The organism is Roseburia zhanii, assembly GCF_014287635.1.
GTDB classification, from domain to species: domain Bacteria; phylum Bacillota; class Clostridia; order Lachnospirales; family Lachnospiraceae; genus Roseburia_B; species Roseburia_B zhanii.
On record NZ_JACOPH010000008.1, the window covers coordinates 1 to 26,563 of the forward strand.

25 protein-coding genes and 1 pseudogene are annotated in these 26,563 nt (G+C 39.8%); 25 read left to right on the plus strand and 1 reads right to left on the minus strand.

Translation table 11 applies throughout. The features are described from left to right. Positions 1–358: 358 nt before the first annotated feature. The 14 genes and pseudogenes from H8S17_RS17120 to H8S17_RS10040 form a co-directional block, all read left to right on the plus strand. Positions 359–598, plus strand: a pseudogene (locus H8S17_RS17120) (hypothetical protein); the annotation flags it as partial. Beyond that, positions 586–714, plus strand: a complete 129-nt coding sequence (gene mobC / locus H8S17_RS17270) for a plasmid mobilization relaxosome protein MobC (RefSeq protein ID WP_408639456.1) — start codon at positions 586–588, stop codon at positions 712–714. The pseudogene H8S17_RS17120 and the gene mobC, both read left to right, overlap by 13 nt. 187 nt (positions 715–901) lie before the next feature. Continuing rightward, on the plus strand, positions 902–1,159 hold the full coding sequence (locus H8S17_RS09990; RefSeq protein WP_186867197.1) for a replication initiator protein A: 258 nt from the start codon (positions 902–904) through the stop codon (positions 1,157–1,159). A gap of 379 nt (positions 1,160–1,538) precedes the next feature. Beyond that, on the plus strand, positions 1,539–1,775 hold the full coding sequence (locus H8S17_RS09995) for a hypothetical protein (RefSeq protein ID WP_186867198.1): 237 nt from the start codon (positions 1,539–1,541) through the stop codon (positions 1,773–1,775). A gap of 67 nt (positions 1,776–1,842) precedes the next feature. Beyond that, positions 1,843–2,229 (plus strand): helix-turn-helix domain-containing protein, encoded by a 387-nt coding sequence (locus H8S17_RS10000; RefSeq protein WP_186867199.1) that lies wholly within the window; start codon positions 1,843–1,845, stop codon positions 2,227–2,229. Continuing rightward, positions 2,208–2,552: an ORF6N domain-containing protein gene (locus H8S17_RS16540; RefSeq protein ID WP_243238048.1), complete on the plus strand. Its 345-nt coding sequence runs from the start codon at positions 2,208–2,210 to the stop codon at positions 2,550–2,552. Before H8S17_RS10000 ends, H8S17_RS16540 begins: the two co-directional genes overlap by 22 nt. 132 nt (positions 2,553–2,684) lie before the next feature. Then, on the plus strand, positions 2,685–3,200 hold the full coding sequence (locus tag H8S17_RS16545; protein WP_243238049.1) for a hypothetical protein: 516 nt from the start codon (positions 2,685–2,687) through the stop codon (positions 3,198–3,200). A gap of 48 nt (positions 3,201–3,248) precedes the next feature. Then, on the plus strand, positions 3,249–4,910 hold the full coding sequence (locus H8S17_RS10010) for a recombinase family protein (RefSeq protein WP_243238050.1): 1,662 nt from the start codon (positions 3,249–3,251) through the stop codon (positions 4,908–4,910). A gap of 441 nt (positions 4,911–5,351) precedes the next feature. Continuing rightward, a complete protein-coding gene (locus H8S17_RS10015) occupies positions 5,352–5,606 on the plus strand; it encodes a hypothetical protein (RefSeq protein ID WP_186867200.1) in 255 nt (84 codons plus the stop codon). A gap of 20 nt (positions 5,607–5,626) precedes the next feature. After that, positions 5,627–5,860, plus strand: coding sequence for a leucine-rich repeat domain-containing protein (locus tag H8S17_RS10020; protein ID WP_186867201.1), 234 nt, complete (start codon positions 5,627–5,629; stop codon positions 5,858–5,860). Between the two features lie 395 nt (positions 5,861–6,255). Next, positions 6,256–7,929: a glutamine--tRNA ligase/YqeY domain fusion protein gene (locus H8S17_RS10025; protein ID WP_186867202.1), complete on the plus strand. Its 1,674-nt coding sequence runs from the start codon at positions 6,256–6,258 to the stop codon at positions 7,927–7,929. A 40-nt stretch (positions 7,930–7,969) separates the two neighbouring features. Next, positions 7,970–8,842: a DUF2225 domain-containing protein gene (locus H8S17_RS10030; RefSeq protein WP_186867203.1), complete on the plus strand. Its 873-nt coding sequence runs from the start codon at positions 7,970–7,972 to the stop codon at positions 8,840–8,842. 17 nt (positions 8,843–8,859) lie between these two features. Continuing rightward, the gene (gene pdxR, locus H8S17_RS10035; RefSeq protein ID WP_186867204.1) at positions 8,860–10,287 is read left to right on the plus strand and encodes a MocR-like pyridoxine biosynthesis transcription factor PdxR; all 1,428 of its coding nucleotides are present in this window, start codon (positions 8,860–8,862) and stop codon (positions 10,285–10,287) included. Positions 10,288–10,411: 124 nt separating this feature from the next. After that, the gene (locus H8S17_RS10040) at positions 10,412–11,755 is read left to right on the plus strand and encodes an LURP-one-related/scramblase family protein (RefSeq protein WP_186867205.1); all 1,344 of its coding nucleotides are present in this window, start codon (positions 10,412–10,414) and stop codon (positions 11,753–11,755) included. Between the two features lie 74 nt (positions 11,756–11,829). Here the strand turns inward: H8S17_RS10040 and H8S17_RS10045 are convergent, their stop codons facing one another. Beyond that, positions 11,830–13,053, minus strand: a complete 1,224-nt coding sequence (locus tag H8S17_RS10045) for an argininosuccinate synthase (protein ID WP_186867206.1) — start codon at positions 13,051–13,053, stop codon at positions 11,830–11,832. Positions 13,054–14,197: 1,144 nt separating this feature from the next. Here H8S17_RS10045 and argC point away from each other — a divergent pair. The 11 genes from argC to holA all read left to right on the plus strand — a co-directional run bounded on the left by argC (position 14,198) and on the right by holA (position 26,511). Beyond that, a complete protein-coding gene (gene argC / locus H8S17_RS10050) occupies positions 14,198–15,265 on the plus strand; it encodes an N-acetyl-gamma-glutamyl-phosphate reductase (protein ID WP_186867207.1) in 1,068 nt (355 codons plus the stop codon). An 8-nt stretch (positions 15,266–15,273) separates the two neighbouring features. Continuing rightward, on the plus strand, positions 15,274–15,741 hold the full coding sequence (locus H8S17_RS10055; protein ID WP_178052370.1) for a GNAT family N-acetyltransferase: 468 nt from the start codon (positions 15,274–15,276) through the stop codon (positions 15,739–15,741). Between the two features lie 21 nt (positions 15,742–15,762). Then, entirely contained in the window at positions 15,763–16,986 is a 1,224-nt protein-coding gene (gene argJ, locus H8S17_RS10060; RefSeq protein WP_186867208.1) for a bifunctional glutamate N-acetyltransferase/amino-acid acetyltransferase ArgJ, read from the plus strand. Between the two features lie 16 nt (positions 16,987–17,002). Continuing rightward, positions 17,003–17,902, plus strand: coding sequence for an acetylglutamate kinase (gene argB / locus H8S17_RS10065; RefSeq protein ID WP_186867209.1), 900 nt, complete (start codon positions 17,003–17,005; stop codon positions 17,900–17,902). Further along, a complete protein-coding gene (locus tag H8S17_RS10070; protein ID WP_186867210.1) occupies positions 17,895–19,091 on the plus strand; it encodes an aspartate aminotransferase family protein in 1,197 nt (398 codons plus the stop codon). Before argB ends, H8S17_RS10070 begins: the two co-directional genes overlap by 8 nt. A gap of 259 nt (positions 19,092–19,350) precedes the next feature. Beyond that, positions 19,351–19,977: a helix-hairpin-helix domain-containing protein gene (locus tag H8S17_RS10075; RefSeq protein WP_243238051.1), complete on the plus strand. Its 627-nt coding sequence runs from the start codon at positions 19,351–19,353 to the stop codon at positions 19,975–19,977. 8 nt (positions 19,978–19,985) lie between these two features. Further along, entirely contained in the window at positions 19,986–20,681 is a 696-nt protein-coding gene (locus H8S17_RS10080) for a response regulator transcription factor (protein ID WP_178051196.1), read from the plus strand. Between the two features lie 12 nt (positions 20,682–20,693). Continuing rightward, positions 20,694–22,124, plus strand: coding sequence for a sensor histidine kinase (locus tag H8S17_RS10085; RefSeq protein WP_178051197.1), 1,431 nt, complete (start codon positions 20,694–20,696; stop codon positions 22,122–22,124). Positions 22,125–22,135: 11 nt separating this feature from the next. Continuing rightward, entirely contained in the window at positions 22,136–23,110 is a 975-nt protein-coding gene (locus H8S17_RS10090; RefSeq protein ID WP_243238052.1) for a GerMN domain-containing protein, read from the plus strand. Beyond that, the gene (locus tag H8S17_RS10095; protein ID WP_186867212.1) at positions 23,103–25,532 is read left to right on the plus strand and encodes a DNA internalization-related competence protein ComEC/Rec2; all 2,430 of its coding nucleotides are present in this window, start codon (positions 23,103–23,105) and stop codon (positions 25,530–25,532) included. Before H8S17_RS10090 ends, H8S17_RS10095 begins: the two co-directional genes overlap by 8 nt. Next, positions 25,519–26,511, plus strand: coding sequence for a DNA polymerase III subunit delta (gene holA, locus H8S17_RS10100; RefSeq protein ID WP_186867213.1), 993 nt, complete (start codon positions 25,519–25,521; stop codon positions 26,509–26,511). Before H8S17_RS10095 ends, holA begins: the two co-directional genes overlap by 14 nt. Positions 26,512–26,563 lie beyond the last annotated feature (52 nt).

A 26,563-nucleotide genomic window follows, 5' to 3' on the forward strand; every position in this document is an offset into this window, starting at 1 on the left:
CCTAGTGTAGAAAATATAGCACAATAGCACATATCGCTACGAAACAAAAAACGGCTGCTAGCCTTGATTTTACTGTCTATACAACCGTTTTTTTACTTCCCAACTGTCAAAGATGGGATTTTCATAACTTCAAATTCAGCTTCAGAAATCTGTGGTAAATCGCTCATTTCAAATCCCTCCTTAAATCTTACAGCTGTAATAAATATATTATAGACGCTATTTATGTGGTTGTCAATTTCAGAAAAAACATATTGACTTGAAATCCTACTTGTGTAATAATTGAAATCTTACAAGAGTAAGATTTGAAGATGGCAACAAAAAGAAAAGAACAAGAATCACAACGGATTAGCTGGTTCCTTCCGGTATTTTGTTTGCCATGCTCCCGTCTGGAAGGAAACTTGCCTATGTGAAACCGAGAATGGGTGTCAACAAATATGGCAGGGATGGACTGACTTATGAAGGTGTGGGAGAAAACAAGAAATGGGAAAGGATGGATACTTACGGGCCAAAGCTAGTGGAGAATATCGTGCAAGGTACCAGCAGAGATATTCTGGCAGAAGCCATGATGAGATTGAAGAAAGCGGGATTAGTAATAATCTCAATCAGTATGCTAAGAAAGCAAATGAAACGGGGAAGCTGTATGAAGAGGATATTGCAGAAATAAAAAAGATGAATAATGAGCAAACAGAGCTTCTAAAAAGGCACTTGAAGTAGTTATTCATCTATATGAGGAAGATTCAAAGAAGAGAAAGTGAATTGATAAAAAGCGTTAGCGTGGCTCTGCGGTTTATCCGCAGCTCGAGTGGATTGGGGCATTTTCTCAAACAAGCAAAAATGCGCCGGGTATATACCGGGGCACTGCTTGCCAATTTGAGAAAAAATGAAAGGAAGGACTTTTTTTATGAGAAATTTAGAAAAAGAACAGAGGCTTGGAAGAAATGGAATAGAAAATCTGTGCATTAAGCCGACGTTTAATTACTGTACTGGTGAAGTGCAGTTTACTTTCTTCAAGTTACCAAAATGTCTAATAGATGATGCATGCTTTTGGGGACTATCAATAGATGCAAAACTTTTATATGCAATCTTTTTAGATAGGGTTTCATTATCTATAAAAAATGGATGGGTGGACGAAAACGGAAGAGTATTTATTATTCTGTAATAAATATTTGTGAGATATTGAATTGTGGAACGCAAAAAGCCTGCAAGTTATTGGATGAGCTGGAGACATTCGGGGCACTTGAACGTAGGAGACAGGGACTTGGAAAACCTAACAGGCTCTATTTGAAGAAAGTGTTTTGAAAGATATCCACATAAGAAAAAATCAAAGCACATAAGACGTAAAAATCACAGTTAGGAATTTTGATTTTTACGATTACAGAGTTTTTATTTCTACAGGTCTGGAACCAAAAAAATCAAAATCTAATAAGACTAATATTAACAATACTAATTTTAATAATATCTATCTTATCCTATCTGGGCGAAGGAATAATGTCTTGGATGGGATATGATGGATAACAATAACAGAAAGGATTTCAATTATGGTTAAAAATAAAGTGGTTATAAAAGAAAGAGATGCATGGACTGATTTGGCGAATTTCATAGGAGAAATGGTTGCAAAGTATGCAGACGCAATGGGACTAGACCAATTACCGGATCCTGATAATTATCTTCGCATGAAGAGAATAAAACAGTTGTACAAGGAATTATATAAAACAGAAAATATTGAGAAATTCAGAAGTATTATCATTTCTATTGAAAGAAATGCTGCGGCATGATAGAATGACCGTATAAACGGAAATAAAAACGATAAATACGGATATAAAATATAACGGAGGAACACACATGATTATCAGTGAAAGAATTTTTTACATAATGGAGCAGAAGAACATGAGTCAGTTGGAACTGTCGAGAAGAACTGGGATTGCAACAAGTAACATTAGTGATTGGAAAAAGAAAAAGACGAATCCAAAAGCAGACTGTCTGTTATCCATATGTGACGCATTGGATATTACACCGGAACAGCTTTTAACGGGAAAAGGAATTGATCCGGAGTATAAAGATGCAGATATGGATTATGAAGTTACCAGGTCGGATATTAAGATATTAAAGCAGATTCATAGCCTTGGAGACGAACAGTATAAAAGACTGATGGCATATATGAAGGCATTGCAGAAATTGGAGCAAATGGAAAGCATTGTGGAGGAAGAATGGAAGGAACAAAAGAATTGATTACTACAGATGCTATTCGGAGTAAGGTGTACATACTTCGTGGACAGCAAGTAATGTTGGATCAGGATTTGGCAGAAATTTATGGTTATCAAGTTAAAAATTTAAATCAACAAGTAAAACGTAATTTGACAAGATTTCCAGAAGATTTTATGTTTCAACTAACTAAAGAAGAAGTGGAATTGGTGAAATCACAATTTGTGACTTCACGGAATATAAATTATTTTGAAGGGCAGGAAGGAGGTCGTAGAAAACTACCATACGCATTTACAGAACAAGGAATTTATATGCTTGCGACAGTTCTTCGTGGAGAATTGGCAGAATAGCAGAGTATATTTATAATGCGCACTTTTAGGGAGATGCGTCACTATATTAGTCAAAATCAACAGTTTGTTACTAGAAATGAAATGGAACTTTTAACAGCGAAGGTTGGAACGATAACTGAGAGACAGGATCGAATGGAGAAAAGGGTAGAGTTCATTCAAAAAGATGTGACTATTTTAGCAGATAACTTTATTACTGATAAGGATAAAAAGGATTTTGTTATTTATAAAGGCCAGAAGTTAGAAGCTGACATTGCATACATAGAAATCTACCAACAGGCAAATAAATCAATCTATGTTGTGGATGATTATATGAATGCAAAATCATTACAACACCTTTCACAGAAAGCAGATGGCGTGGAAGTTGTTTTATTCACAGAGAATGGAAAAGGTGGGAGAGGATTTCTTACGAACTCTTTAGTGACGGATTTTCAAAATGAATATCCAACGATTCGGATTAAGCCGAATCCTGATTGTCACGACAGATTAATTATACTTGATTATGGGGAAAAGACAGAACTGGTTTATCATTGTGGAGCATCCAGTAAGGATGCAGGGAAGAAACTTTGTGCCATCAATCAGATTACAGAGACAGCAATCATTCATCCGGTAATAGACAGATTACTTTCATTGCCAGATAAACAGGTATAATTAGTAGCCATGCTTTGACTGCGAAAATGACGTTAAGAGGTGATAAGAATGTCTAAAGAAAAGATAAAAGTGTATCTTTACACCCGTGTTTCTACAACCATGCAGATAGACGGATATTCTCTAGATGCACAGAAAACAAAAATGAAAGCCTTTTGTGATTATAATGAGTATGAAATTGCCGGGGAGTATGAGGATGCAGGAAAATCCGGTAAGTCAATAGAGGGAAGAAATGCGGCAGATGTTCTTGCAACATTACAAGTGATGCAGGACTTTGGTGTGAATCTGATTTGTGTAGAGGATGGAATAGATTCATCTAAAGATGCCGGGAAACTTATGATATCTGTTCTGTCAGCAGTGGCAGAGATTGAACGTGAGAACATCCGTGTTCAGACAATGGAAGGCAGGATGCAGAAAGCCAGGGAAGGTAAATGGAATGGTGGTTTTGCACCATATGGATATGCTCTCATTGATGGAAAATTGGTAGTGAATGAGGAAGAGGCAGTGGCTATCAGAACGATATTTGACCAATATGTGAATACAGATCTGGGAGCGAATGGAATTGCTAAGTATTTAGAAAATCATGGAATCCATAAGATAGCCAGGCAGAATGGCAAAAATCCATTATTTGATGCTGCTCTTATCAGAAGAATTATACAGAATCCGGTTTATAGCGGTAAAATCTCCCATGGTAGAAGACGGACAGAAAAGGTTCATGGTACAAGGAACGAGTACAGACAAGTTAAGAAAGATGATTATCTGTTGGTAGATGGTTTACATGAAGCTCTTGTATCAGAAGAAGTATGGGAGCAGGCACAGGTCAAGGTGGCGGCACAGGCTAAAAAGTACGAAAAGGTCAATCGTGATAAGAAAGAAAAGATACATCTTTTATCTGGAATTTTAAAATGTCCTGTCTGCGGTGCAGGAATGTATGGCAACAAGGCCATTAAGAAGCGCAAGGATGGAAGCCATTATAAGGACTTTTATTATTATGGCTGTAAACACCGGAATATGACCAGAGGTCATAAATGCGGTTATAAAAAACAGGTGCATGAAGAAATGCTGGATGCTTCTGTTGCAGAGGTGATCAGTAAACTGGTTAGCAATCCTAAATTTTCGGATTTAATACGTAGCAAGATAAATATGGAAGTAGACACAAGCGCATTAGATCAGGAAATAGCAAATTACGAAAAACAATTAAGACAGCTATATCATAACAAAGATACGATCTTGTCAGATATTGATTCTCTTAATTATGAGGATAAACATTATCAGCGAAGAAAACCAGATTTAGAGAATCGTTTGTACAAGACTTATGATAAAATAGATGAAGCAGAGGAATTGCTTATACCTGCAAAAACTAAGAAACGCGCTCTGCTGGCAGACAAGATTACCGGAGACAATATCTACAAGGCACTCATTTTCTTTGATAAGCTGTATGCCAAAATGAACGAAGCTGAGAAACGAGAGTTCCTGTCACAGTTGGTGGATAATGTACAGATTTACGAAGAACGCAAAGAGAATGGTCAGTGGCTGAAATCCATAGAATTTAAGTTGCCGATTATAGAAAAAGAGTTTACACTAGGTTTGGATAACAATACACAAAATGAGACAGTGTGTCTCTTGAGCAGACGAAAACCAGATACTACGATAAAACTCAGCGTGGATATGGATGATTACTACCGTATTATAAATGGTAAAGATGAGGAATGATAATTTCGCTATAGTGACTCGTTTACGTTGATAATGTATCTGATTTTGGAGAAAAATTAATTTATGGACAAAGAAAAAGCAGATATGATTATTTATACGACATAGGATGGTCTGACGAAAGTTGAAACTACTTTTGATGGTGGTACAGTTTGGTTGTCTATTGATCAGATGGCAGAATTGTTTCAGAGAGATCGTAGTGTGATTGGAAAACATGTCAGAAATATTTTTAAGGAGAGAGAATATATTACTTATCTATCCTCAAAAATTTCAACTATATTTCAATGATTTAATAGCAGAAATAATACCAATTGATTATTTGAAAGAAGGCTGCCTTAACCCACCGTCTAAATCCAGTGGGATTGCGGTAGCCTTCTTTCAACCATATCTAGAATAACAATACACAAGTTATTTAAGCTTTATTGTGAAGTAACATACAAATAGTTGTATAATGTACTGACGGCTGCAACCGCTCCGGTTGTCAATCTCTCAAAGGTCAGTTACCTTGTCAGTGACAGCAGCGTGATCGCTTTAAATGGTATGATCGTCACAGGACTGCGGCCGGGAACGGCAACGATCACCGCAGTTGCATCTGACAGCGGAGCGTTCGCCACTGTAACTGTTACGGTAATAGATGTAAAGACTGCTTCTACAGATGGAGCATCAAAAATACTGTACACAAGGGAGATTCTTTTGTAAGCAAAAAGATCGAGTACACAGTGACCGGATCGGCAACGGTATCTGTCACCGGAGCAGGGAGCAGGAAAATTAAATCCATCACGATTCCGGCAACGGTAAGATACAAAGGAAAGACCTACAAGGTAACTTCAATCGGCAGCAAGGCTTTTTATAAGTGCAGTAAGTTAAAGAGCAGATATGCGGCATATAGAAAGCTGTTTAAAAAAGCAGGATTAGGTTCTAAGGTGACGTGGAAGAAAGAACAAATCAAGTAAATTCGTAAATCGAGAATTTTATAGAGAATATCGTGCATACTTGAAAGTGTCAATGGCATATGCTATAATGCCAGTAGGCAAGAAAGACGAAAGTGTTCATTGTGGCACGCAAAAAGCCCCGGAGTTGCAGCTCCGGGGCTTTTTGTACTCCGTTTGTGGCAAGGTTATAACAACAGTCTAAAAAAGTGTACATTTTTAGACTGGTATATATGAGTGTAAAAATAGTCTAAAAAAGTATCAAAAATAGTTTGTAAACGTCTAATAATGTATGCTATACATTTATGCCGTTAATACAATACCAGATGGAACTTTCTTAAGAAGGAAAATTCTCTTGTTTTCCTATGTATTTGTATGTATAATATAAAGTAAGGCAAAAAATAGGAAGGACGAATGGAATGGAACGCGAAACAGAATCCAGAAATTTTATAGAACAGATTATTGATAATGACATAAAGGAAGGACATTGTCAGGAAGTACATACCAGATTTCCACCAGAACCAAACGGTTATCTGCATATCGGACATGCTAAGTCCATACTTTTAAATTCCGGCATTGCAAAGCAGTATGGCGGTAAATTTAATCTGCGTTTTGATGATACAAACCCGACAAAAGAGAAAATCGAATTTGTAGAATCCATCAAAGAAGATGTGAAATGGTTAGGTGCAGACTGGGAAGACCGTTTATTCTTTGCATCTGATTATTTTGACCAGATGTATGAAGCAGCAGTAAAACTGATCAAAAAAGGCAAAGCCTATGTATCCGATTTAAGTGCAGAAGAAATACGTGAATACAGAGGAACTTTGACAGAAACAGGAAAAGAAGATCCCTCTGCAAATAGAAGTGTAGAAGAAAATTTACAGTTATTTGAAGAAATGAAAGCCGGAAAATATCAGGATGGCGCGAAAGTGCTTCGTGCAAGGATTGATATGTCATCTCCGAACATCAATATGAGAGATCCGGTCATTTATCGTGTGGCACATATGACACACCATAATACAGGGGATAAATGGTGCATTTATCCGATGTATGATTTTGCACATCCGATCGAGGATGCGATCGAAGGGATCACACATTCCTTATGTACATTAGAGTTTGAAGACCACAGACCGCTTTATGACTGGGTAGTACGCGAAGTGGGCTATGAACACCCGCCAAAACAGATTGAGTTTGCTAAATTATATCTGACAAATGTCGTAACCGGAAAACGTTATATTAAGCGTCTGGTAGAAGAACATATTGTAGATGGCTGGGACGATCCTAGATTAGTATCTATCGCAGCACTCAGAAGAAGGGGATTTACACCGGAATCCATTAAGAAGTTTGTAGAACTCTGTGGAATCTCTAAGAGCAACAGTTCTGTAGATTATGCAATGTTAGAATATTGCATCCGTGAGGACTTAAAATTGAAACGTTCCCGTGCAATGGCTGTTTTAGATCCAATCAAAGTAGTCATTGACAATTATCCGGAAGGACAGGTAGAGGAACTTACGATCGTAAACAATATGGAAAATGAAGCATTAGGCTCACATACCGTTCCATTCTGCCGTGAACTGTATATTGACAGAGAGGACTTCATGGAAGAACCGCCGAAGAAATATTTCCGTATGTATCCGGGCAATGAAGTACGTCTGATGCAGGCATATTTTGTCACCTGTAACAGTTATATCAAAGATGAGGACGGTAAGGTGACAGAGATCCATTGTACCTATGATCCGGCAAGCAAAGGCGGTAACAGTCCGGATGGAAGAAAAGTAAAAGGAACGATCCACTGGGTACCTGCACCTTATGCAAAGAAAGCAGAGATCCGTTTATATGAAAATATCGTAGATGAAGAACTTGGCGTATACAATGAAGATGGAAGCCTTAATTTAAATCCAAACTCTTTAACAGTTTTAGAAAACTGCTATGTAGAGCCATTTGCGGCAGATGCAAAAGCGTATGACAGTTTCCAGTTTGTAAGACAGGGATATTTTTGTGTAGATGCGAAAGATACAACAGATGAAAAACTGGTATTTAACCGCATTGTTTCATTAAAGAGTTCTTATAAGCTGCCGACGACACAGGCATAGACAAAGGATAAGAGTACGCTATGGGAAATGGAGGAAAATAATGGATTTATTATCGGGACTTGAACAGTTTGGGATTAATGTAGAACAGGAAAATACAGAGATCTATGCGGAGGAGAAGCGCAAAGAGCAGAACAAAGTAAAGACATCAGATGAGAAAACAGTGGTGAGAGCCAAACGGCCGGAAACAGAATTTTTATTTACAAAACGTATCCGCTGTACGATCTGCGACAGGGTATTTGATGTACGGATGGTAAAGAATGCGAGAGTGAAACGTCTGCAGCCGGATTTTGATCTTCGCCCCCGATTTGAAAATATCGATACGTTAAAATATGATGTCTATGCGTGTCCATACTGTGGTTACGCAGCTATGGGACGTTATTTTGAGCATCTGACAAAAGGACAGATCCAGTTAGTAAAAGATAATGTATGTGCAAACTTTAAACGTACCGGAGATGCAGAGCCGGACAGTTATACATATGAACAGGCGATTGCACGTTACAAATTAGCTCTTTATAATTCCATAGTAAAAAGAGCGAAGACAAGTGAAAAAGCATATACGTGCCTGAAAATTTCATGGCTGTATCGTGAGATGGCGGGCATGGATGCAGCTTCAGAAGAAGAAAAAGCAAAAAAAGCAGAGTATGAAAAGCTTCAGGAAGAATTTTATAAAGAGGCATACGAAGGATTTCAGAAAGCCTTGGCAACCGAAACATTCCCGATGTGCGGTATGGATTCCTTTACAATGGATTATCTGATAGCAAGCATGGCATGTCATTTCAAGGATTTTTCCTATGCATCAAAAGCGGTCAGCAACATCTTGTCTTCACAGATCGCAGACCGCAGGATTAAAAACCGTGCACTAGAATTAAAAGAAGAGATCATTGCACAGATCCGTAACGAATCTAATAATTAACATACAGGAGGGGATATATGCCTGAATTGATGATCCATTTAGAAAACGATTCAAGGAAACCACTGTATGAACAGATTTATGACTATATCAGAATGAGTATAGCAGACGGTAAGATTTCCCGTGGGGAAAAATTACCGTCTACTCGTTTTTTAGCCAGACATTTACAGATCTCAAGGAGTACAGTGGAACTTGCCTATGAACAGCTTCTTTCGGAAGGATATATAGTGTCGCAACCCTATAAGGGTTATTATGCCAGCGATATTTCTGAATTGTATTTAGGTGAGGAAAAAAAGGAACAGACCAAGCGGGAAGAACAGAGGCTGTCAGATCAAAAGAAGATAGAAGAAGAATATCAGATCGTTTTTTCACCAGACCGGAATGATTTTGAATATTTCCCATATAGTACATGGAGAAAAATTTCCAAGGAAATCTTATCAGTTGATGATCCGTACCTTTTATATGCCGGTGAAGCGGCAGGAGAACGTGCTTTAAGGGAAGCTGTCTGTTCCTATCTCTATCATGCCAGAGGCGTAAAATGCAGGGTAGAACAGATAGTAGTCGGGGCTGGAAATGAATATCTGCTGATTTTGTTAGCACAGGTATTAGGAACGAAAAAACGTGTGGCGGTCGAAAATCCGACTTATTTAAAAGCCTACCGGACTTTAGAAAATATGCAGTATGAAATGATCCCATTAGAACGGGATGCAAGTGGTATCAAGATTGAAGAAGTCCAGAAAATGGAGCCGGATATTGTTTATACGATGCCTTCCCACCAGTTTCCGATGGGAACAGTCATGCCATTAAAGAGACGGTTAGAACTTTTACACTGGGCAGCGGAAAAAGAGGGACGCTATATCATTGAAGATGACCATGACAGTGAATTTCGATATAAAGGAAAGCCTATCCCTTCTCTGCAGGGAAGTGATACAAATGGAAATGTCATCTATATCGGAACTTTTTCAAAAAGTATCAGTCCGTCCATCCGTGTCAGCTATATGGTTTTACCGGAATCCCTTTTAGATGCTTATAATGCCACCTGCGGATTCTATGCATCGACAGTGCCAAAAGAACAGCAGATGATCCTTGCGTCGTTTTTGAATGGGGGATATTTTGAACGTTATCTGAATAAAATGAGGGGAATCTATAGGGGAAAACATGATTATTTTTTATCCCTTCTAAAAAAAGAAGCATGGGTGCATAAGATTTATGGAGATCATGCAGGAATGCATTTATTAGTAGAGTTAAATGGCAATATGACAGCACAGGAAGTAGTGGCTGCAGCAAAAGAAAAAGGTCTTAGGATCTATGACCTCGAAGAATATATGATCCCCGGGCAAAAGAAGCAGATCGGTGGATATCCGACACTCTTACTAGGCTATGGCGCATTAAATGAAGCAGAAATGGAAAAGGGCATTGAGATCATCCGAAGCATTTTGTTTGAATAAAAACTAAACTTTTGGCTAGTTGACATGAAAAAACAGGATACATTACAATAAGAGGGAAGTTTAGCAGTTGTCATATACAGATATTTGTAGATGACGGTATATGGAAAAAGGAGAGAGAAAAAAGATGAAGATTGTATGGAAAATCTTATGTGTCATCTGTGTACTGCTCGGTGCATTGGGAGCTATTTCGGATCTTGTAGAGGGCAGTTTTTCAGAGGATACGGCACTGACAGTGATGGTAATGCTTATCTTCGCAGGAATTTTCGGATATCTGGCATGGATATGGAGAAGTAAATCACCAGTAAAACGTGCGGCAGAACAGATGTCGAATGTTGCAGAAGCAATGAAGGAATCGAACAAAGCATACAAAGAGATGTCAAAATCCTTAAAACGCAGGGCTTGGCGTTACCGTATTGTGGGAATCATCGTTGCAGCATTTGGTATCCGGCTATGGCCGCTGGGAAACTGGAGTTCATTTTGGATTTCTGTTGGAGCGGTTGTTTTGATCATAGGTATTGCGATCATCTTTCTTGGATCGCCAAATGAATATAATGCTTCCACTGATGTAGGTGCTATGATCACTTTTAACAGGAAGATGACGATCGAGGAGATTTATGAGGCATTTAAGAATATTGAAAACCCACTTGGTTCTTGTTATTTAGGACATTTTCGGACAATGAAACAGCCGGCGATGATCTATGGTCCGGCTGATAGTGGAGATTATCTGTATTTCTGGCTGACAAAAGGCGGAGAGATTGGTTTCCTCGGCAGTTCATTTCTTGAGGGCTTTATCAAGGATAAGATCAATGAACCGTTGATTCCGGCAAAGAGCGATTTTGGTGAGAATACAGCGGCATATATCTGTTATCATTCTGATCTGATCCTGTTGCAGAAACAGTTAAAAGAAAGTCTTGAGAATTATGCAAAGACAGGACAGCCGCTTTTGATCGCAAGATCGCAGCCTTCACAGGTTTATACATTTACGGAGGATTTTAAGCTGACAGGACAGCACTTCAGCCTTTGTGACCAGAACGAAGAAGTGATCTATGAAGTAGATGGAACCGTTCCGCTTATTAATCTGTATATTTACGATAAGGAACATACGGAAATCTTCCGTCTGACAAAAGAAATCGGTCATGCACTTGCAACCTATCACTTCTACTATAAAGGGGAACTGTATGGTACATTAGAAAAACAGTTTGCACTCATACGTGACAAGTTTAAGATGCAGGTAAAGGAAGGTACATTGGAGCTTACAGAATATGCAGGCTCGATTGGAAATAATTATACAGTGGCATTGAATGGCAGAATGATTGGAGCGATCATGGATGATCTGAATTTAACAATCCATAATCTCATCTTTGATAATGCAGTTGTGATCGCATATGACGATAAATATTTACCGTTACTGACAGCAATGGCAGTCATGGTAGCAAGAGAAATTGCAAGAGATGAAGAAGATGAATAGGTTTTATCTGAATAGTTACGATCATACATAAAAATGGCGGGAAATCAACATTCCCGCCATTTTTATATGTATCGTTACTGGTTTTTCTTTTCAACTTCTGCCATTTTCATAGCACGGACTTTTAATGGGAGTCCGAACAGAGTGATAAATCCCTGTGCGTCATGGTGGTCATACAGATCACCGGTTGTAAAGCTTGCAAGAGATTCACTATAGAGTGAATATGGGGAAGTAGTACCTGCTTTGATGATGTTACCTTTGTAAAGTTTGAATTTTACTTCACCGGTTACATATTTCTGAGTGGATTCTACAAATGCCTGTACTGCTTCACGAAGTGGTGTGAACCATTTTCCTTCGTAAACGATCTGTGCAAGACGGTTGCCCATGTCTTTTTTAACAGCCATGGTATCACGGTCTAAGATCAGTTCCTCTAACTGTCTGTGAGCCTCCATTAAGATCGTTCCACCCGGAGTTTCATAAACACCACGGGATTTCATGCCAACTACACGGTTCTCTACGATATCAACAATACCAATTCCATGTTTGCCGCCTAAACGGTTTAATTCACGGATGATATCAGATACTTTCATTTTCTGTCCATTGACAGATACAGGAACACCTGCTTCAAATGTCATGGTTACATATTCGCCTTCATCCGGAGCCTTTTCAGGAGATACACCAAGAACTAATAAGTGATCGTAGTTTGGTTCACATGCAGGATCTTCAAGTTCCAATCCCTCATGGCTGATATGCCATAAGTTACGGTCGCGGCTGTAGCTGCTGTCAGCAGAGAATGGAAGATCGATACCATGTGCACGGCAATATTCGATTTCGGATTCACGGGAATCCATCTGCCATTTGCTGTCACGCCATGGAGCAATGATCTTGATATCAGGAGCTAATGCCTTGATACCTAATTCAAAACGGATCTGGTCATTTCCTTTTCCGGTAGCACCGTGGCAGATCGCAACAGCACCTTCTTTTCTTGCAACTTCTACTAATTTCTTTGCAATGCCCGGACGAGCCATGGAAGTACCGAGCAGGTATTTGTTTTCGTAAACGGCATCTGCCTGTACACAAGGTACGATATAATCATCACAAAATTCATCTACAATATCTTCAATATATAATTTGCTTGCACCGGATAATTTTGCACGTTCTTCTAATCCGTCTAATTCTTCACCCTGTCCGCAGTCGATACAGCAGCAGACTACATCATAGTCGTAAGTCTCCTTTAACCATGGGATGATAGCAGTCGTATCAAGACCACCAGAGTAAGCTAAGACAACTTTTTCCTTCATAGTGAAAATACTTCCTTTCTTATCTGTTTGTTTTTTACTAAAGATAATATACAACAAGTCTTATAAAAAGGCAAGTGAAAAAATATACAGTTTTTGGTTATGAAAATGCATTGCGGACATAGCACAGTTTACAATACAGGGCAGTGAGCCTGTGTCGGGGGAGGGTGTGAACAAACTGCATGGCATCTGTGTACCGCCTGCGGTTTTATGCCCGGCTTTCTAGTGAGCCTAAACAGGCGGTGACATAAGCACTTATTCCAAAAACCGCACCAAACTCGCCTTGTATATTGTGGAATGTTTAGCGTTGTCGAGCTCGGACAGTGGTGCGGTTTTTGCGCTTATGTCACCACCTGCTAAGGCTCACACGAAAGTCGGGCAAATAAAACCGCAGGCGGTACACGGATGCCATGCAGTTTGATCTACACATTGGCGACACAGGCAATTTACGTTGTTGATTCGTATTTGTGGGGCGGGAGTTCTTATGCATTTTAGAATGGGGATTGAGGGCGATGTTAAATTGTTGGAGGTTATTATGGAAGCTTTCAGATACATTTATTTTATGGGCGTTCTACGGGCAGGTGTTAAATGTATCAAAAGAGTAATGCCAAAGATTACCGGCATACGGACGAAAACGTAAATTGCCTGTGTCACATCACGTACGATCAAACGGTCATAGTGGTCTGTATCCGACTGACTGGGGGCATTGTCCGGCTTTCGTGTGAGGCCTTGGCAGGGGGCAGCATAAGCTGCAAAAACTGTCCAACTGTCCGAGCTCGAAAACGTTACACATTCCACTGCATACAAGGCGAGTTTTGGACAGTTTTTGAAATAAACAGCTTATACTGCCCCCTGCGTAGGCTCACTAGAAAGCCGGGCTGCCCCCAGTCAGTCGGATACAGACCACTATGACCGTTTGTCACAACCATAAAGGACACAGGCTCACACCTCCTTTCAGCCTAATTCACAAACTTTCCAGAAAACTCTTGCATATTATAGATAAAGAATGTATAATTATGCAAAAATGAATAAACCAAAAAACAAATACACGATATTGCCAAAAACAAAAGATTGTACTAATATATAGTGTGCAGTTTTATCGTAAAATGCAGTAACAGTGTTTATGCACAACAGAAAGAGGGATAGTATGATTAAAGCAGGAATCATTGGAGCAACCGGATACGCAGGGGGAGAATTAGTAAGAATACTTCTCGGACATAAAAACGTCGAGATCAAATGGTTTGGCTCTAGAAGTTATATAGATAAGAAATACGCAGAAGTATACCAGAATATGTTTGAAATCGTAGAAGATACCTGTTTAGATGATAATTTAAACGAACTTGCAAAACAGGTCGATGTCATCTTTACCGCAACACCACAGGGATATCTTTCTTCTATATTAACAGAGGATATTTTAAAACAGGTAAAGATCGTAGATCTAAGTGCGGATTACCGTATCAAAGATGTAGCCACATATGAAAAATGGTATAAGATCGAGCATAAATCCCCACAGTTTATCGAAGAAGCAGTCTATGGTCTTTGCGAAGTGAACAGAGAGAAAGTCAAAGGAGCAAGATTAGTTGCCAATCCGGGCTGTTATACCACCTGTTCCATTTTAACAGCATATCCATTAGTAAAAGAAGGATTGATCGATCCAGATACACTCATCATAGATGCAAAGTCAGGAACATCAGGAGCAGGACGAGGTGCAAAAGTGCCAAATCTCTATTGTGAAGTCAATGAAAATATCAAGGCATATGGAGTAACAACCCACAGACATACACCAGAGATCGAGGAACAGTTAGGCTATGCAGCGGGAAAAGAGATCGTTGTCAACTTCACACCGCATTTAGTTCCGATGAACAGAGGAATCTTAGCTACAGAATATGCATCATTAAATAAGGTAAAACAGAGTGACGGAAGTATGGATTATCCGACTTATGAGCAGATCAAAGCTGCCTATGATAAATATTATGCAGATGAAAAATTTGTCAGAGTTTTACCAAAAGATGTCTGCCCGGAAACAAAATGGGTGGAAGGCAGTAATTATGTAGATGTCAACTTTAAGATCGATGAAAGAACACACCGTGTCATTATGATGGGTGCACTTGATAATTTAGTAAAAGGTGCAGCAGGTCAGGCAGTACAGAATATGAACCTGTTGTTTGGAGAAAAGGAATCGGAAGGGCTTGAATTAGTTCCGATGTTCCCATAAGGAGAAATATGAGCGAAACACTAACATACACGATTCGGGAAATGAAATTAGAAGATTATGAAGCAGTTGATGCATTGTGGATGGGGATCAAGGGATTTGGCATCCGCAGTATCGACGATTCGAAAGAAGGCGTTGCACGTTTTATTAAACGTAATCCGACGACAAGTATTGTAGCAGAAGCAGACGGAGAGATCGTCGGTGCGATCCTCTGCGGACATGATGGAAGACAGGGCTGTTTTTATCATGTATGTGTCAGAGAAGATTTAAGAAAGCATGGGATCGGAAAAGCCATGGCAGTAGCGGCAATGAAAGCCTTGCAGGAAGAAAAGATCAATAAAGTCTGCCTGATCGCTTTTGCGGATAATCAGGTAGGGAATGAGTTCTGGAAAAGTGTAGGCTGGACGTTTCGGCAGGATATGAACTATTATGAATTTATCTTAAATCAGGAAAATATTACACGTTTTAACGAAAAGTAAGTGATACGAGGAGGATGGAATATGGAAAAGATCAAAGGCGGAGTGACCGCAGCCAAAGGATTTAAGGCAGCAGCAACAGCAGCAGGCATTAAATATACAGACAGAACAGATATGGCGATGATCTACAGTATCGTACCATGTCAGGCAGCAGGGACATTCACGACAAACATCGTCAAGGCAGCACCGGTAAAATGGGATCAGAAGATCGTTAAAGAAAGCAGGGCAGCGCAGGCAGTCATTGTCAATGCAGGAATCGCAAATGCCTGTACCGGAGAAGAAGGTATGGCTTATTGCAGCCAGACAGCCAAAAAAGCGGCAGAACTGTTAAATGTATCGGAAGATGCGGTTTTAGTAGCATCTACCGGAGTCATTGGAAAACAGCTTCCGATGGATAAGATCTGTGCCGGTATAACTGCGATGGCACCACAGTTAACAGATACATATGAAGCAGGACATGCGGCAGCACTTGCGATCATGACGACAGATACCCACGAAAAAGAAGTTGCGGTGACATTTGAAGCAGGCACAAAAACCGTAACGATCGGCGGAATGTGCAAAGGTTCCGGTATGATCCATCCAAATATGTGTACGATGTTAAGCTTTATCACTACAGATGCGGCAATTTCAAAAGAACTGCTGCAGGAGGCTTTGAGCGAGGATATCAAAGATACTTATAATATGATCTCTGTAGACGGAGATACTTCAACGAATGACACAGTACTTCTTCTTGCAAATGGAGAAGCTAAAAATCCTAAGATCACAGAGAAAAATGCGGATTACGAAGCATTTGTAAAAGCATTAAATTATGTAAATACCACACTTGCAAAACAGATGGCAGGTGATGGGGAAGGTGCAACCGCACTTTTTGAAGTCAAAGTTATTGGAGCAGAAAGTAAAGAACAGGCAAAAGTCTTAAGCAAATCCGTAATCACATCAAGCCTTACCAAAGCAGCTATTTACGGACATGATGCAAACTGGGGACGTATCCTTTGTGCAATGGGATACTCAGGCGCCGTTTTTGATCCGGAAAAAGTAGACCTTTATTTTGAAAGCAAAGCCGGAAAAATGCAGATCATCAAAGATGGTGTAGCTTTAGATTACAGTGAAGAGGAAGCGACTAAGATCTTATCCGAGCCGGAAGTAACGGCAGTCGCAGATGTTAAAATGGGTGATGCCACAGCAACTGCATGGGGCTGTGACCTGACTTATGATTATATCAAGATCAATGCAGATTATCGTTCATAAGAAGGAGATGGAAATAATGGAAGAAAAAGCAATGCAGGAAATTTTAGGAAAAGCAGAAGTTTTAATAGAGGCGTTACCATATATCCAGAGATTTAACCGTAAGATCATTGTAGTAAAATATGGCGGAAGTGCCATGATCGATGAAGAATTAAAGCGTCAGGTCATTCAGGATGTTACATTACTGAAATTAGTAGGCTTTAAACCGATCATCGTACATGGCGGCGGCAAGGAGATCAGCAAATGGGTTGGTAAAGTCGGTATGGAGCCGGTATTTGTAAACGGTCTTCGGAAAACAGATGAAGCTACCATGGAAATTGCAGAAATGGTACTTGGAAAAGTCAATAAATCCTTAGTACAGATGGTAGAACAGTTAGGTGTCAATGCGATCGGTATCAGTGGTAAAGACGGCGGACTCTTAAAAGTAGAAAAAAAATATTCGAATGGAGAGGACATTGGTTTTGTAGGAGAGATCAAAGAAGTCAATCCGAAGATCTTATATGATCTGTTAGAAAAAGATTTTCTTCCGATCGTATGCCCGATCGGACTTGATGATAATTTCGCAACCTATAATATCAATGCAGATGATGCGGCTTGTGCGATTGCAAGAGCTATGCAGGCCGAAAAGCTGGCATTTTTAACAGATATTGAAGGCGTATACAAAGATCCTGATGATAAGACAAGCCTGATCTCAGAACTTCCGATCGAAGAAGCGAGGGAACTGATCTTAGGAGGAAATATCGGTGGAGGTATGCTTCCAAAATTAAATAACTGTATCGATGCGATCGAAAATGGTGTTTCAAGAGTACATATCCTAGATGGAAGGATCGCACATTGTCTGTTACTTGAGATTTTTACCAATAAAGGAATCGGAACTGCTATTTTAGGAGAAAAGGAGAGCAAGTATTACCATGAATAGTACAGAATATATGGAAGAAGCAGAGAAGGATCTGCTGCATACTTACAACCGTTACGGAGTTGTCTTAGAAGCAGGAAAAGGTGTCTATTTATTTGATGTAGAAGGAAAAAAATATTTGGATTTTGCGGCAGGGATCGCTGTATGTGCTTTAGGATATGGCAATGAAGAATATAACCTTGCCTTAAAAGAACAGGTCGATAAACTGCTGCATACTTCAAATCTGTATTACAATCCACCAATCATCAAAGCAGCCGAACTTGTCAAAAAAGCCAGCGGCATGGATCGTGTCTTTTTTACAAACAGTGGAACAGAGGCAATCGAGGGAGCGATCAAAGCAGCGAAAAAATATGCTTATACCAGAGATGGACATGCAGGACATGAGATTATTGCCATGCAGCATTCTTTCCATGGAAGAAGCCTTGGCGCATTGTCTGTGACCGGCAATAAACATTATCAGGAACCATTTGAGCCATTGCTTGAGGGTATCCGTTTTGCAGAGTTTAATAACCTTGAGAGTGTAAAAGCACTAATCAATGATGAGACATGTGCTATTCTTTTTGAAACGGTACAGGGCGAAGGCGGTATCTATCCGGCAACAAAAGAATTTATCGAAGGAGTGTCTGCTCTTTGTAAAGAACATGATATTCTGCTGATCTTAGATGAGATCCAGTGCGGCATGGGAAGAACGGGGGAAATGTTTGCATGGCAGAATTATGGTGTGAAACCGGATATTATGACAGCAGCAAAAGCGTTAGGCTGTGGAGTTCCGGTAGGAGCATTTATGATGACAGAACGTGTTGCAGAAAAATCTTTAGTACCGGGAGATCATGGAACGACTTATGGCGGCAATCCATTTGTAGGAGCAGCAGTCAGCAAAGTGCTTGAGATCATGGAACGAGATCAGATCACAGAGCATGTCAAAGAAGCAGCAGCTTATCTTTCAAAACGGTTAGATGAGCTCAAAGAGAAACATAATTGTGTAGTAGACCATCGTGGCATGGGACTGATGCAGGGATTACAGATCAGTATTCCGGTCGGTGAAGTGTCGAAAAAGGCATTAGAAAAAGGACTGATCCTGATCACGGCAGGTTCCGATGTTCTCCGCTTTGTTCCTCCGCTTGTGATCGAAAATGAGCATGTGGACGAAATGTATGAAATTTTAGATGCTGTTTTAACAGAAATGGAATAAAGATGATTTCTAAAAAACAGGGATTGCTGTCAGCTTAATGGAACAGCCATCCCTGAATTAATTTCCAAAGATCTGTGAATCCGTGTAAAATCCTAAAATAAAGTCTTACGTTACTGTTCACACTGTTAAGTGTGAACAGTAACAGTCTTACAAATCCGGACTGATGCAGAATAGTACTTGTAATCGGGGCGAAAATTCGTTAAAATAAAATATCGGCATTGAGGAACTCCAAATCAGAGATGATAAGGAGAAATGCAAATTGATAATAAAAAAATATATGATAAAGATCAGTCTGTGTCTGTGGATCTTGCTTCTTTGCGGCTGTGGAGAACCTGCGGCGGCATATTTTAAAGAAACAGCAGAATTAGAAACAGAGCTGGTTGAAAAGACGCAAGATGCAAAAGATACAAAAGACAACCGGATAGATGAGGACGATGATACAGAGTCAGCAGATATATTTTATGTGTATATCTGTGGTGCAGTTGCAAACCCCGGTGTATATCAGGTGTCATCAGGCAGCAGGGTATATGAAGTGATCGGCCAGGCTGGCGGTCTTTTAGAAGAAGCTGGTGCAGACTGCATCAATCAGGCAGAGTATGTGACTGATGGTCAGATGATCAAGATCCTGACAAGAGAAGAAATGGCACAGGATCTTTCTAATGAAGCGGACGCAGATACATCAATGGAAGACGGAAAGGTCAATATCAATACGGCGGATTTAGCACTACTGATGACATTGCCGGGGATCGGTGAATCCAAAGCTGGGAGTATCATAAGTTACAGGGAGGAACATGGAAAGTTTTCTTCGATTGAAGAACTTATGAATATCACAGGCATCAAAGAAGGTGTCTATACAAAAATAAAAGAACATATAACGGTTAATTGAGGTGAAAAATGGCAAAAAAAGTTCTCGTAGTAGATGATGAAAAGTTGATCGTAAAGGGAATACGTTTTAGTCTTGAGCAGGACGGCATGGAAGTTGAATGTGCCTATGATGGTGAAGAAGCGCTCCGTATGGCAACAGACAATGAATATGATATGATCCTGTTAGATATTATGCTGCCTAAAATGGACGGTTTTGAAGTGTGCCAGCATATCCGTGAATTTTCCAGTGTGCCGATCGTCATGCTGACAGCAAAAGGCGATGACATGGATAAGATTTTGGGACTTGAGTATGGTGCTGACGATTACATTACAAAGCCATTTAACATATTAGAGGTCAAGGCAAGGATCAAAGCGATCATGCGCCGTACGGCAGCAAGTATGCCAAAGAAAGAAAATGCATCTCTCATAGAAAGCGGAGATCTTAAGATGGACTGTGAGAGCAGGAGATTGTTTGTAAAAGATAAAGAGATCAATCTGACGGCAAAAGAGTTTGACCTGTTAGAACTGCTAGTTACAAATCCAAATAAAGTATACAGCAGGGAAAGTCTTTTGAATCTTGTCTGGGGCTATGAATATCCGGGAGATGTCAGAACCGTAGATGTGCATGTCAGAAGAATGAGGGAAAAGATCGAGAGTAATCCGAGTGAACCAAAATATGTGCATACAAAATGGGGCGTAGGTTATTACTACAGAGCTGATAAGTGATAAGGTGCTGTTATGTCAAATAAGAAAAAATGCCGTGGTTTTTTTAAAAGTTTAAGAGTCAGATTGTTTGTACTGTTTTTACTGATCGGGATTTTACCGAGTGCCGTGATCCGTATCGGAATGTTAAATTCCTATGAAAAGAAAGCTGTTTCTAACAGGAGTATCGATATTTTGAGTCAGGCGAAGATACTGACGAATCAGATCGTATTCAATGATTATCTAAATGATTCCTCGTCAGAGATCATCAATGCACAGTTAGAGCAGCTTTCTAATATTTATGCTGGGCGTATCATGGTCATCGATGGTAACTTCCGTATCATCAAAGACACATACAGTCTTGATACAGGAAAAACGATCGTATCAGAAGAAGTGATGCAGAGTTTCCGTGGAGAAGAAATTTCAAAATATGACTCACAGAACGGTTATATTGAAATGACGGTACCACTGACAAAACCGGAGAGCAAAGAGATCCTTGGGGTATTATTAGTCAGTGTATCTACGGACAGTATCATGTTAAATAAAGATTACTTAGAGAGCAGTGCGTGGATCATCGAAGTCTTTGATGCGATGATCATCATATTACTGTCACTGTTTTTGTCAGGACTTTTAGTACGGCCGTTTGGCAGAATGGAAAAAGAAATCGTTGAGATTCAAAATGGTTACAAAACAGAATTAGATGTTCCGAGTTATTTAGAAACACAGAATATCTCGATCCGTTTCAACCAGTTGTTTGGCAGAATGAAGATCATTGACGAATCGAGGGAAGAATTTGTATCAAATGTGTCCCATGAATTAAAGACACCTCTGACTTCGATGAAGGTATTGGCAGATTCCCTAAATGGTCAGGAAGATGTTCCGGTAGAGTTATACAAAGAATTTATGTTAGATATCGGAAATGAGATTGACAGGGAAACAAAGATCATCAATGATCTGTTGTCATTAGTAAAAATGGATCGTTCCGCAGGAGATATGAATATTACTTCTGTGAATATCAATGAGCTTTTAGAACTGATCTTAAAACGGCTGCGTCCGATCGCAGAAAAACAGCATATTGAACTTGTATTAGAGAGTTTTCGTCCGGTCAGTGCAGAAGTTGACGAGGTCAAACTGACGTTAGCAATCACAAACCTGATTGAGAATGGGATCAAATATAACAAGCCGGACGGCTGGGTACATGTATCTTTAAATGCAGATCATCAGTATTTTTATGTAAAAGTAGAGGACAGTGGTATCGGAATACCGGAAGATTCCTTAGAACATATCTATGAGAGATTTTACCGGGTAGATAAATCCCATTCGAGAGAGATCGGCGGCACCGGACTTGGACTTGCAATCACAAGAAATGCGATCCTGATGCACCGTGGTGCAATCAAAGTATTCAGTACCGAAGGTGAAGGAACAATCTTTAATGTCCGTATACCGTTAAATTATATTGCATCCTAGGAGAAATGATTATGAAAGCGATTCAAAAATATAGCGTGGTTCTGCTGTTGCTTTTCATAGCAGTGTCGATAGCAGGATGTGGAAATCAGAAAGAAGAAAGCAGTGCGTATTCCATTTTTTATATCAATAAAGATATTACAAAGATTGTCAAACAGCCGTATGAACCGGTTGCAGATATCACAGATACAAATGCGATGATCGATGAATTTTTAGGGCAGCTAAAGACTGATCCCGAAGATGTGGAATACAAACGTGTGATACCAAAAGATGTCACGGTGCTTGATTATTCCGTAGAAGGCGAACTGCTGACATTGTATTTTGATAAACATTACAGCAGTGTGGAACCAGTCGAGGAAGCTTTAGTAAGAGCAGCGATCGTGCGTACGATGGTGCAGATCGATGGCGTGGAATGTCTGACATTTTATGTCGGCGATGCTCCATTATCCGATCAGAGCGGAAATCCGATCGGAGTTATGACAAATGACAGTTTCATCGAGAATCCCGGAGAACAGATCAACTCCATCCAGACAGCAACTTTAGTATTATATTTTGCAGATGAAGAAGGAAGTGGACTGATACAGGAAACACAGGAAGTCCATTACAGCAGTAATATTTCCATGGAAAAATTAGTCATGGAGCATCTGTTAGAAGGACCGAAAAGCGAACATGCCAAATCTGCGATCCCAGAAGGCACAAAATTGATGAGTGTGTCAGTGTTAGAGGGTGTCTGTTATGTCAGCCTAGATGAAAGTTTTTTAAATCAGGACTATAATGTAGAAGAACCGGTCGTTATCTATTCGATCGTAAATTCTTTGTCTGAGATTTCCACGATCAGTAAAGTGCAGATCTCAGTCAATGGAGATACCAGTGGTGTATATCGTGACAGTTTTGCCCTGGATAAGATCTACGAGAGAAACTTAGATTATGTAGATGCAGAAGTGCAGGGAAATGTCATAGAGGAAGGGGCGACAGAAGAACTTGAGTAGACGGAAAGTCTGCTTTCTGTCCATTGCATTTATGATAGGAGCCGCCGCAGTTTTTTATGAAACAGTGTGGCTTTGGATCATGGCAGCGTTTTATGGTATGTTGTGGGTGTCTGCGGTCAGGCAGAAGGAACATACCATAAAGCGGCAGATCCTTTTTGGGATTCTTTTTATTACCGTACTATTTCTAGGCTGCTTTTGCAGTTACAGGCAGAAGTTAAACAGCAAATTCCTTCAGTCGTTTTTACATGACGGCGAAAAATGCATGGTACAGGGAGAAATTTACAAGCGAAAGCAAGAAAAAAATTCAACTATCTATTATCTGAAAAACTGCAAAATGCAGTATCATCAAAAGATCATTTCATGTGATCAGATCTTATTATATCTGAATACCGAAGGATATTTCATCGGTGAGATCCTATGTGTAGAAGGGAATATACAGACATTTTCATTACCGAAAAATGAAGGAAATTATAGTGAAAAGGCATATTATGAGAGTCTTGGAATCACCTGTCTGTTAAATGGAGAGAAGGTTCTTTTCGTAAAAGGCAGGGCAAGTGTGTTGCGGGAAAGTCTGTGTCATTTTAATGAAAAAATGCAGAACGTATTCTTGCAGGCAATGCCAGAAGCACAGGCAGGCGTAATGGCGGCTATGACGCTTGGTGAGAAATCACTTATGGACACAGAAACGAAAAAGTTGTTTCAAAGTGCAGGCGTGAGTCATTTTTATAGTATTTCAGGACTGCATATCACGCTTTTAGGGATGGCACTGTATCATTTTTTAAGGAAGAGAGGAGCAACCTATTTGTCAGCAGGGATCGTAGGAGCCGGCTGTATGCTGTTCTATGGAGAACTGATCGGTTTTGGTATCTCGGCAAGCCGTGCGATCGGGATGTTTTTGCTGCTTCTCTATGCGAAGTTCCGTGGACGAAGTTATGACAGAGTAACAGCACTTTCGTTGGTCGCAGTTATTATGGTGGCAGAACACCCGTATTATCTGAAAAATGCAGGATTCTTATTATCTTTTGGGGCAGTAGCAGGGGTGGTTGCGGCAGAATATTTAAGGCAGGCGACGGAATACACAGAAAGCAGGGAGAAAGGAGAAAATTTAGAGCAGGAAAGCGGAAAGTCCGAAAATAGAATAAAGAAGTATATCAGGGACTATTTATGGAAGATTCGGAAAAATATAAAAGATTTTGTCAGGGTCAGTATCTGTATCCAGATCATCACGATTCCTGTCTTAAGCAGTTTCTTTTATGAGATTTCTGTATATTCTATTTTGGCAAATGCTATCATCATTCCCGGCATGACAATCCTGTTAGGTTTTGGGATTGCCGGAGGCTTGATAGGATTATTCCTGCCGTTTGCCGGAAAATGTATTCTGTTTCCCTGCTATCTGATCCTGCTGTTATTTGAAGCAGTCTGTAAATTAGTCAACAGCCTGCCATTTGCAGTATGGATCACCGGAAAAATGTCTGTTGGAAAGATTTTATGCTGGTATAGTCTGTTTGGAATGTTTTTATGGGTGAGAAAGAATCATAAAAAAATGCCACTGGTTGTCTTGTGTCCGTTTTTCTGTTTGCTGTTGTGGTATCAGAAAATGCCTGCATTTGAAATGGATTTTCTGGATGTCGGACAAGGCGATGGAATTTATATTTCTGCCGGAGAGGGGACAAACTGTTTTATCGATGGTGGAAGTACCGATGTTACGGCAGTTGGAACTTACCGTATACTGCCATTTTTTAAAGTCAGGGGAATCCGTAAAATAGACTACTGGTTTGTCAGTCATTGTGATGCAGATCATATCAGCGGTCTGATGGAGATCTTAGAGAGTGGATATCCGGTCAGTTATTTAGTGGTATCAGCATATATACCGGAAGATGAAGCATGGCTGCATTTAAAAGAACTTGCAGAAGAATACGATACAAAGATCATAAGGATGAATCCAAAGGATAAGATCGCAGGCGGCGGTCAGAAATCAAAAGACGGTTTTGAAATCACCTGTTTATACCCTTTGGGAGCAGACAGCATAGAGTGTACAGACCGCAATGCTGCATCTTTGGTGCTGTTGTATGAGAGTGCGTCATGCACAGCTTTTTTTGGCGGAGATATGGGAATACAGCAGGAAAAAGAACTGATAAACAGTCAAAAGCTGCAAAAAGTCGATGTTTATAAAGCATCGCATCATGGTTCGGCTGCTTCAAACAGCAGGGAACTCTTGGCACGGATCCGACCGGACATAGCAGTTATTTCCTGTGCATTAAAAAATAATTACGGGCATCCGGCTAAAGAGGCATTAGAACACTTAGAAGAAGTAGATGCGAGAATCTATGAAACGAGATCTGCAGGGCAGATAAAAATAACCGGTACACATCTTGAAGAAGATGTGATTTCTATGTTAAAATCATCTTATGAAAACGATTGATGAAGATATTAAAAATGGAACATTCAGACAGCTTTACCTTCTCTATGGAGAAGAAGTCTATTTAAAAAAACAGTATAAGGATAAACTTGTAAAAGCCATGACAACAGAAGGCGATACAATGAACTTTTCAGCCTTTGAAGGAAAAGATACAGTGACAGGACAGTTGATCGATTTGGCAGAAACCCTTCCGCTTTTTGCAGAACGCAGGGTGATCTTAGTAGAAGATTCGGGCTTTTTTAAAAGTTCTAATGATCTCTTGAGCGATTATTTTACAGCAATCAATCCAACGACCTGTTTTATCTTTGCAGAGTCAGAAGTGGATAAACGTTCAAAGACCTATAAAGCGGCAAAAAAAGCAGGAGCCGTCGTGGAATTTGCCACACAGAATGAAGCATTGCTGACAAAATGGATCTTAGGAAGGATCGGAAGGGAACAAAAGAAGATCACACAGCCGGTGTTACAGCTTTTTTTGAGCAGGACAGGGCTTGATATGAGTAATATCGACAGAGAATTAGAAAAACTCTTATGCTATACCTTGAAAAAAGATGTGATCGAAGCCTCTGATGTAGAAGCAGTTGTCACTGAACAGATCGAGAATAAGATCTTTGATATGGTAGATGCGATCTCCGGTCATAAACAGAATGTCGCATTGGATCTTTATTATGATCTATTGACTTTAAAAGAAGCACCGATGCGGATCTTATTTCTGATCACCAGACAGTTCCGTATCCTTTCGGAAGTAAAAGAACTGACACAGAAGGGATATGGCAGTTTTGATATTGCCAAAAAAGTGGGAATACCCGAATTTGCCGTCAGAAAGCATCAGTATCAGGCGAAAAACTTTAAAAGAGAGCAGATCTTTGCAGCATTAGAAGATGCAGCACAGACAGAAGAAGCGGTTAAGACCGGCAGACTGCAGGAGAAGATCGCAGTTGAGATTTTTATCGTAAAATACAGCAAAGAAGATAAAAAAAATTAAAAAAGAACCATCCGCTGACGGTGCGAATGGTTCTTTCTTTATACATAGGTCT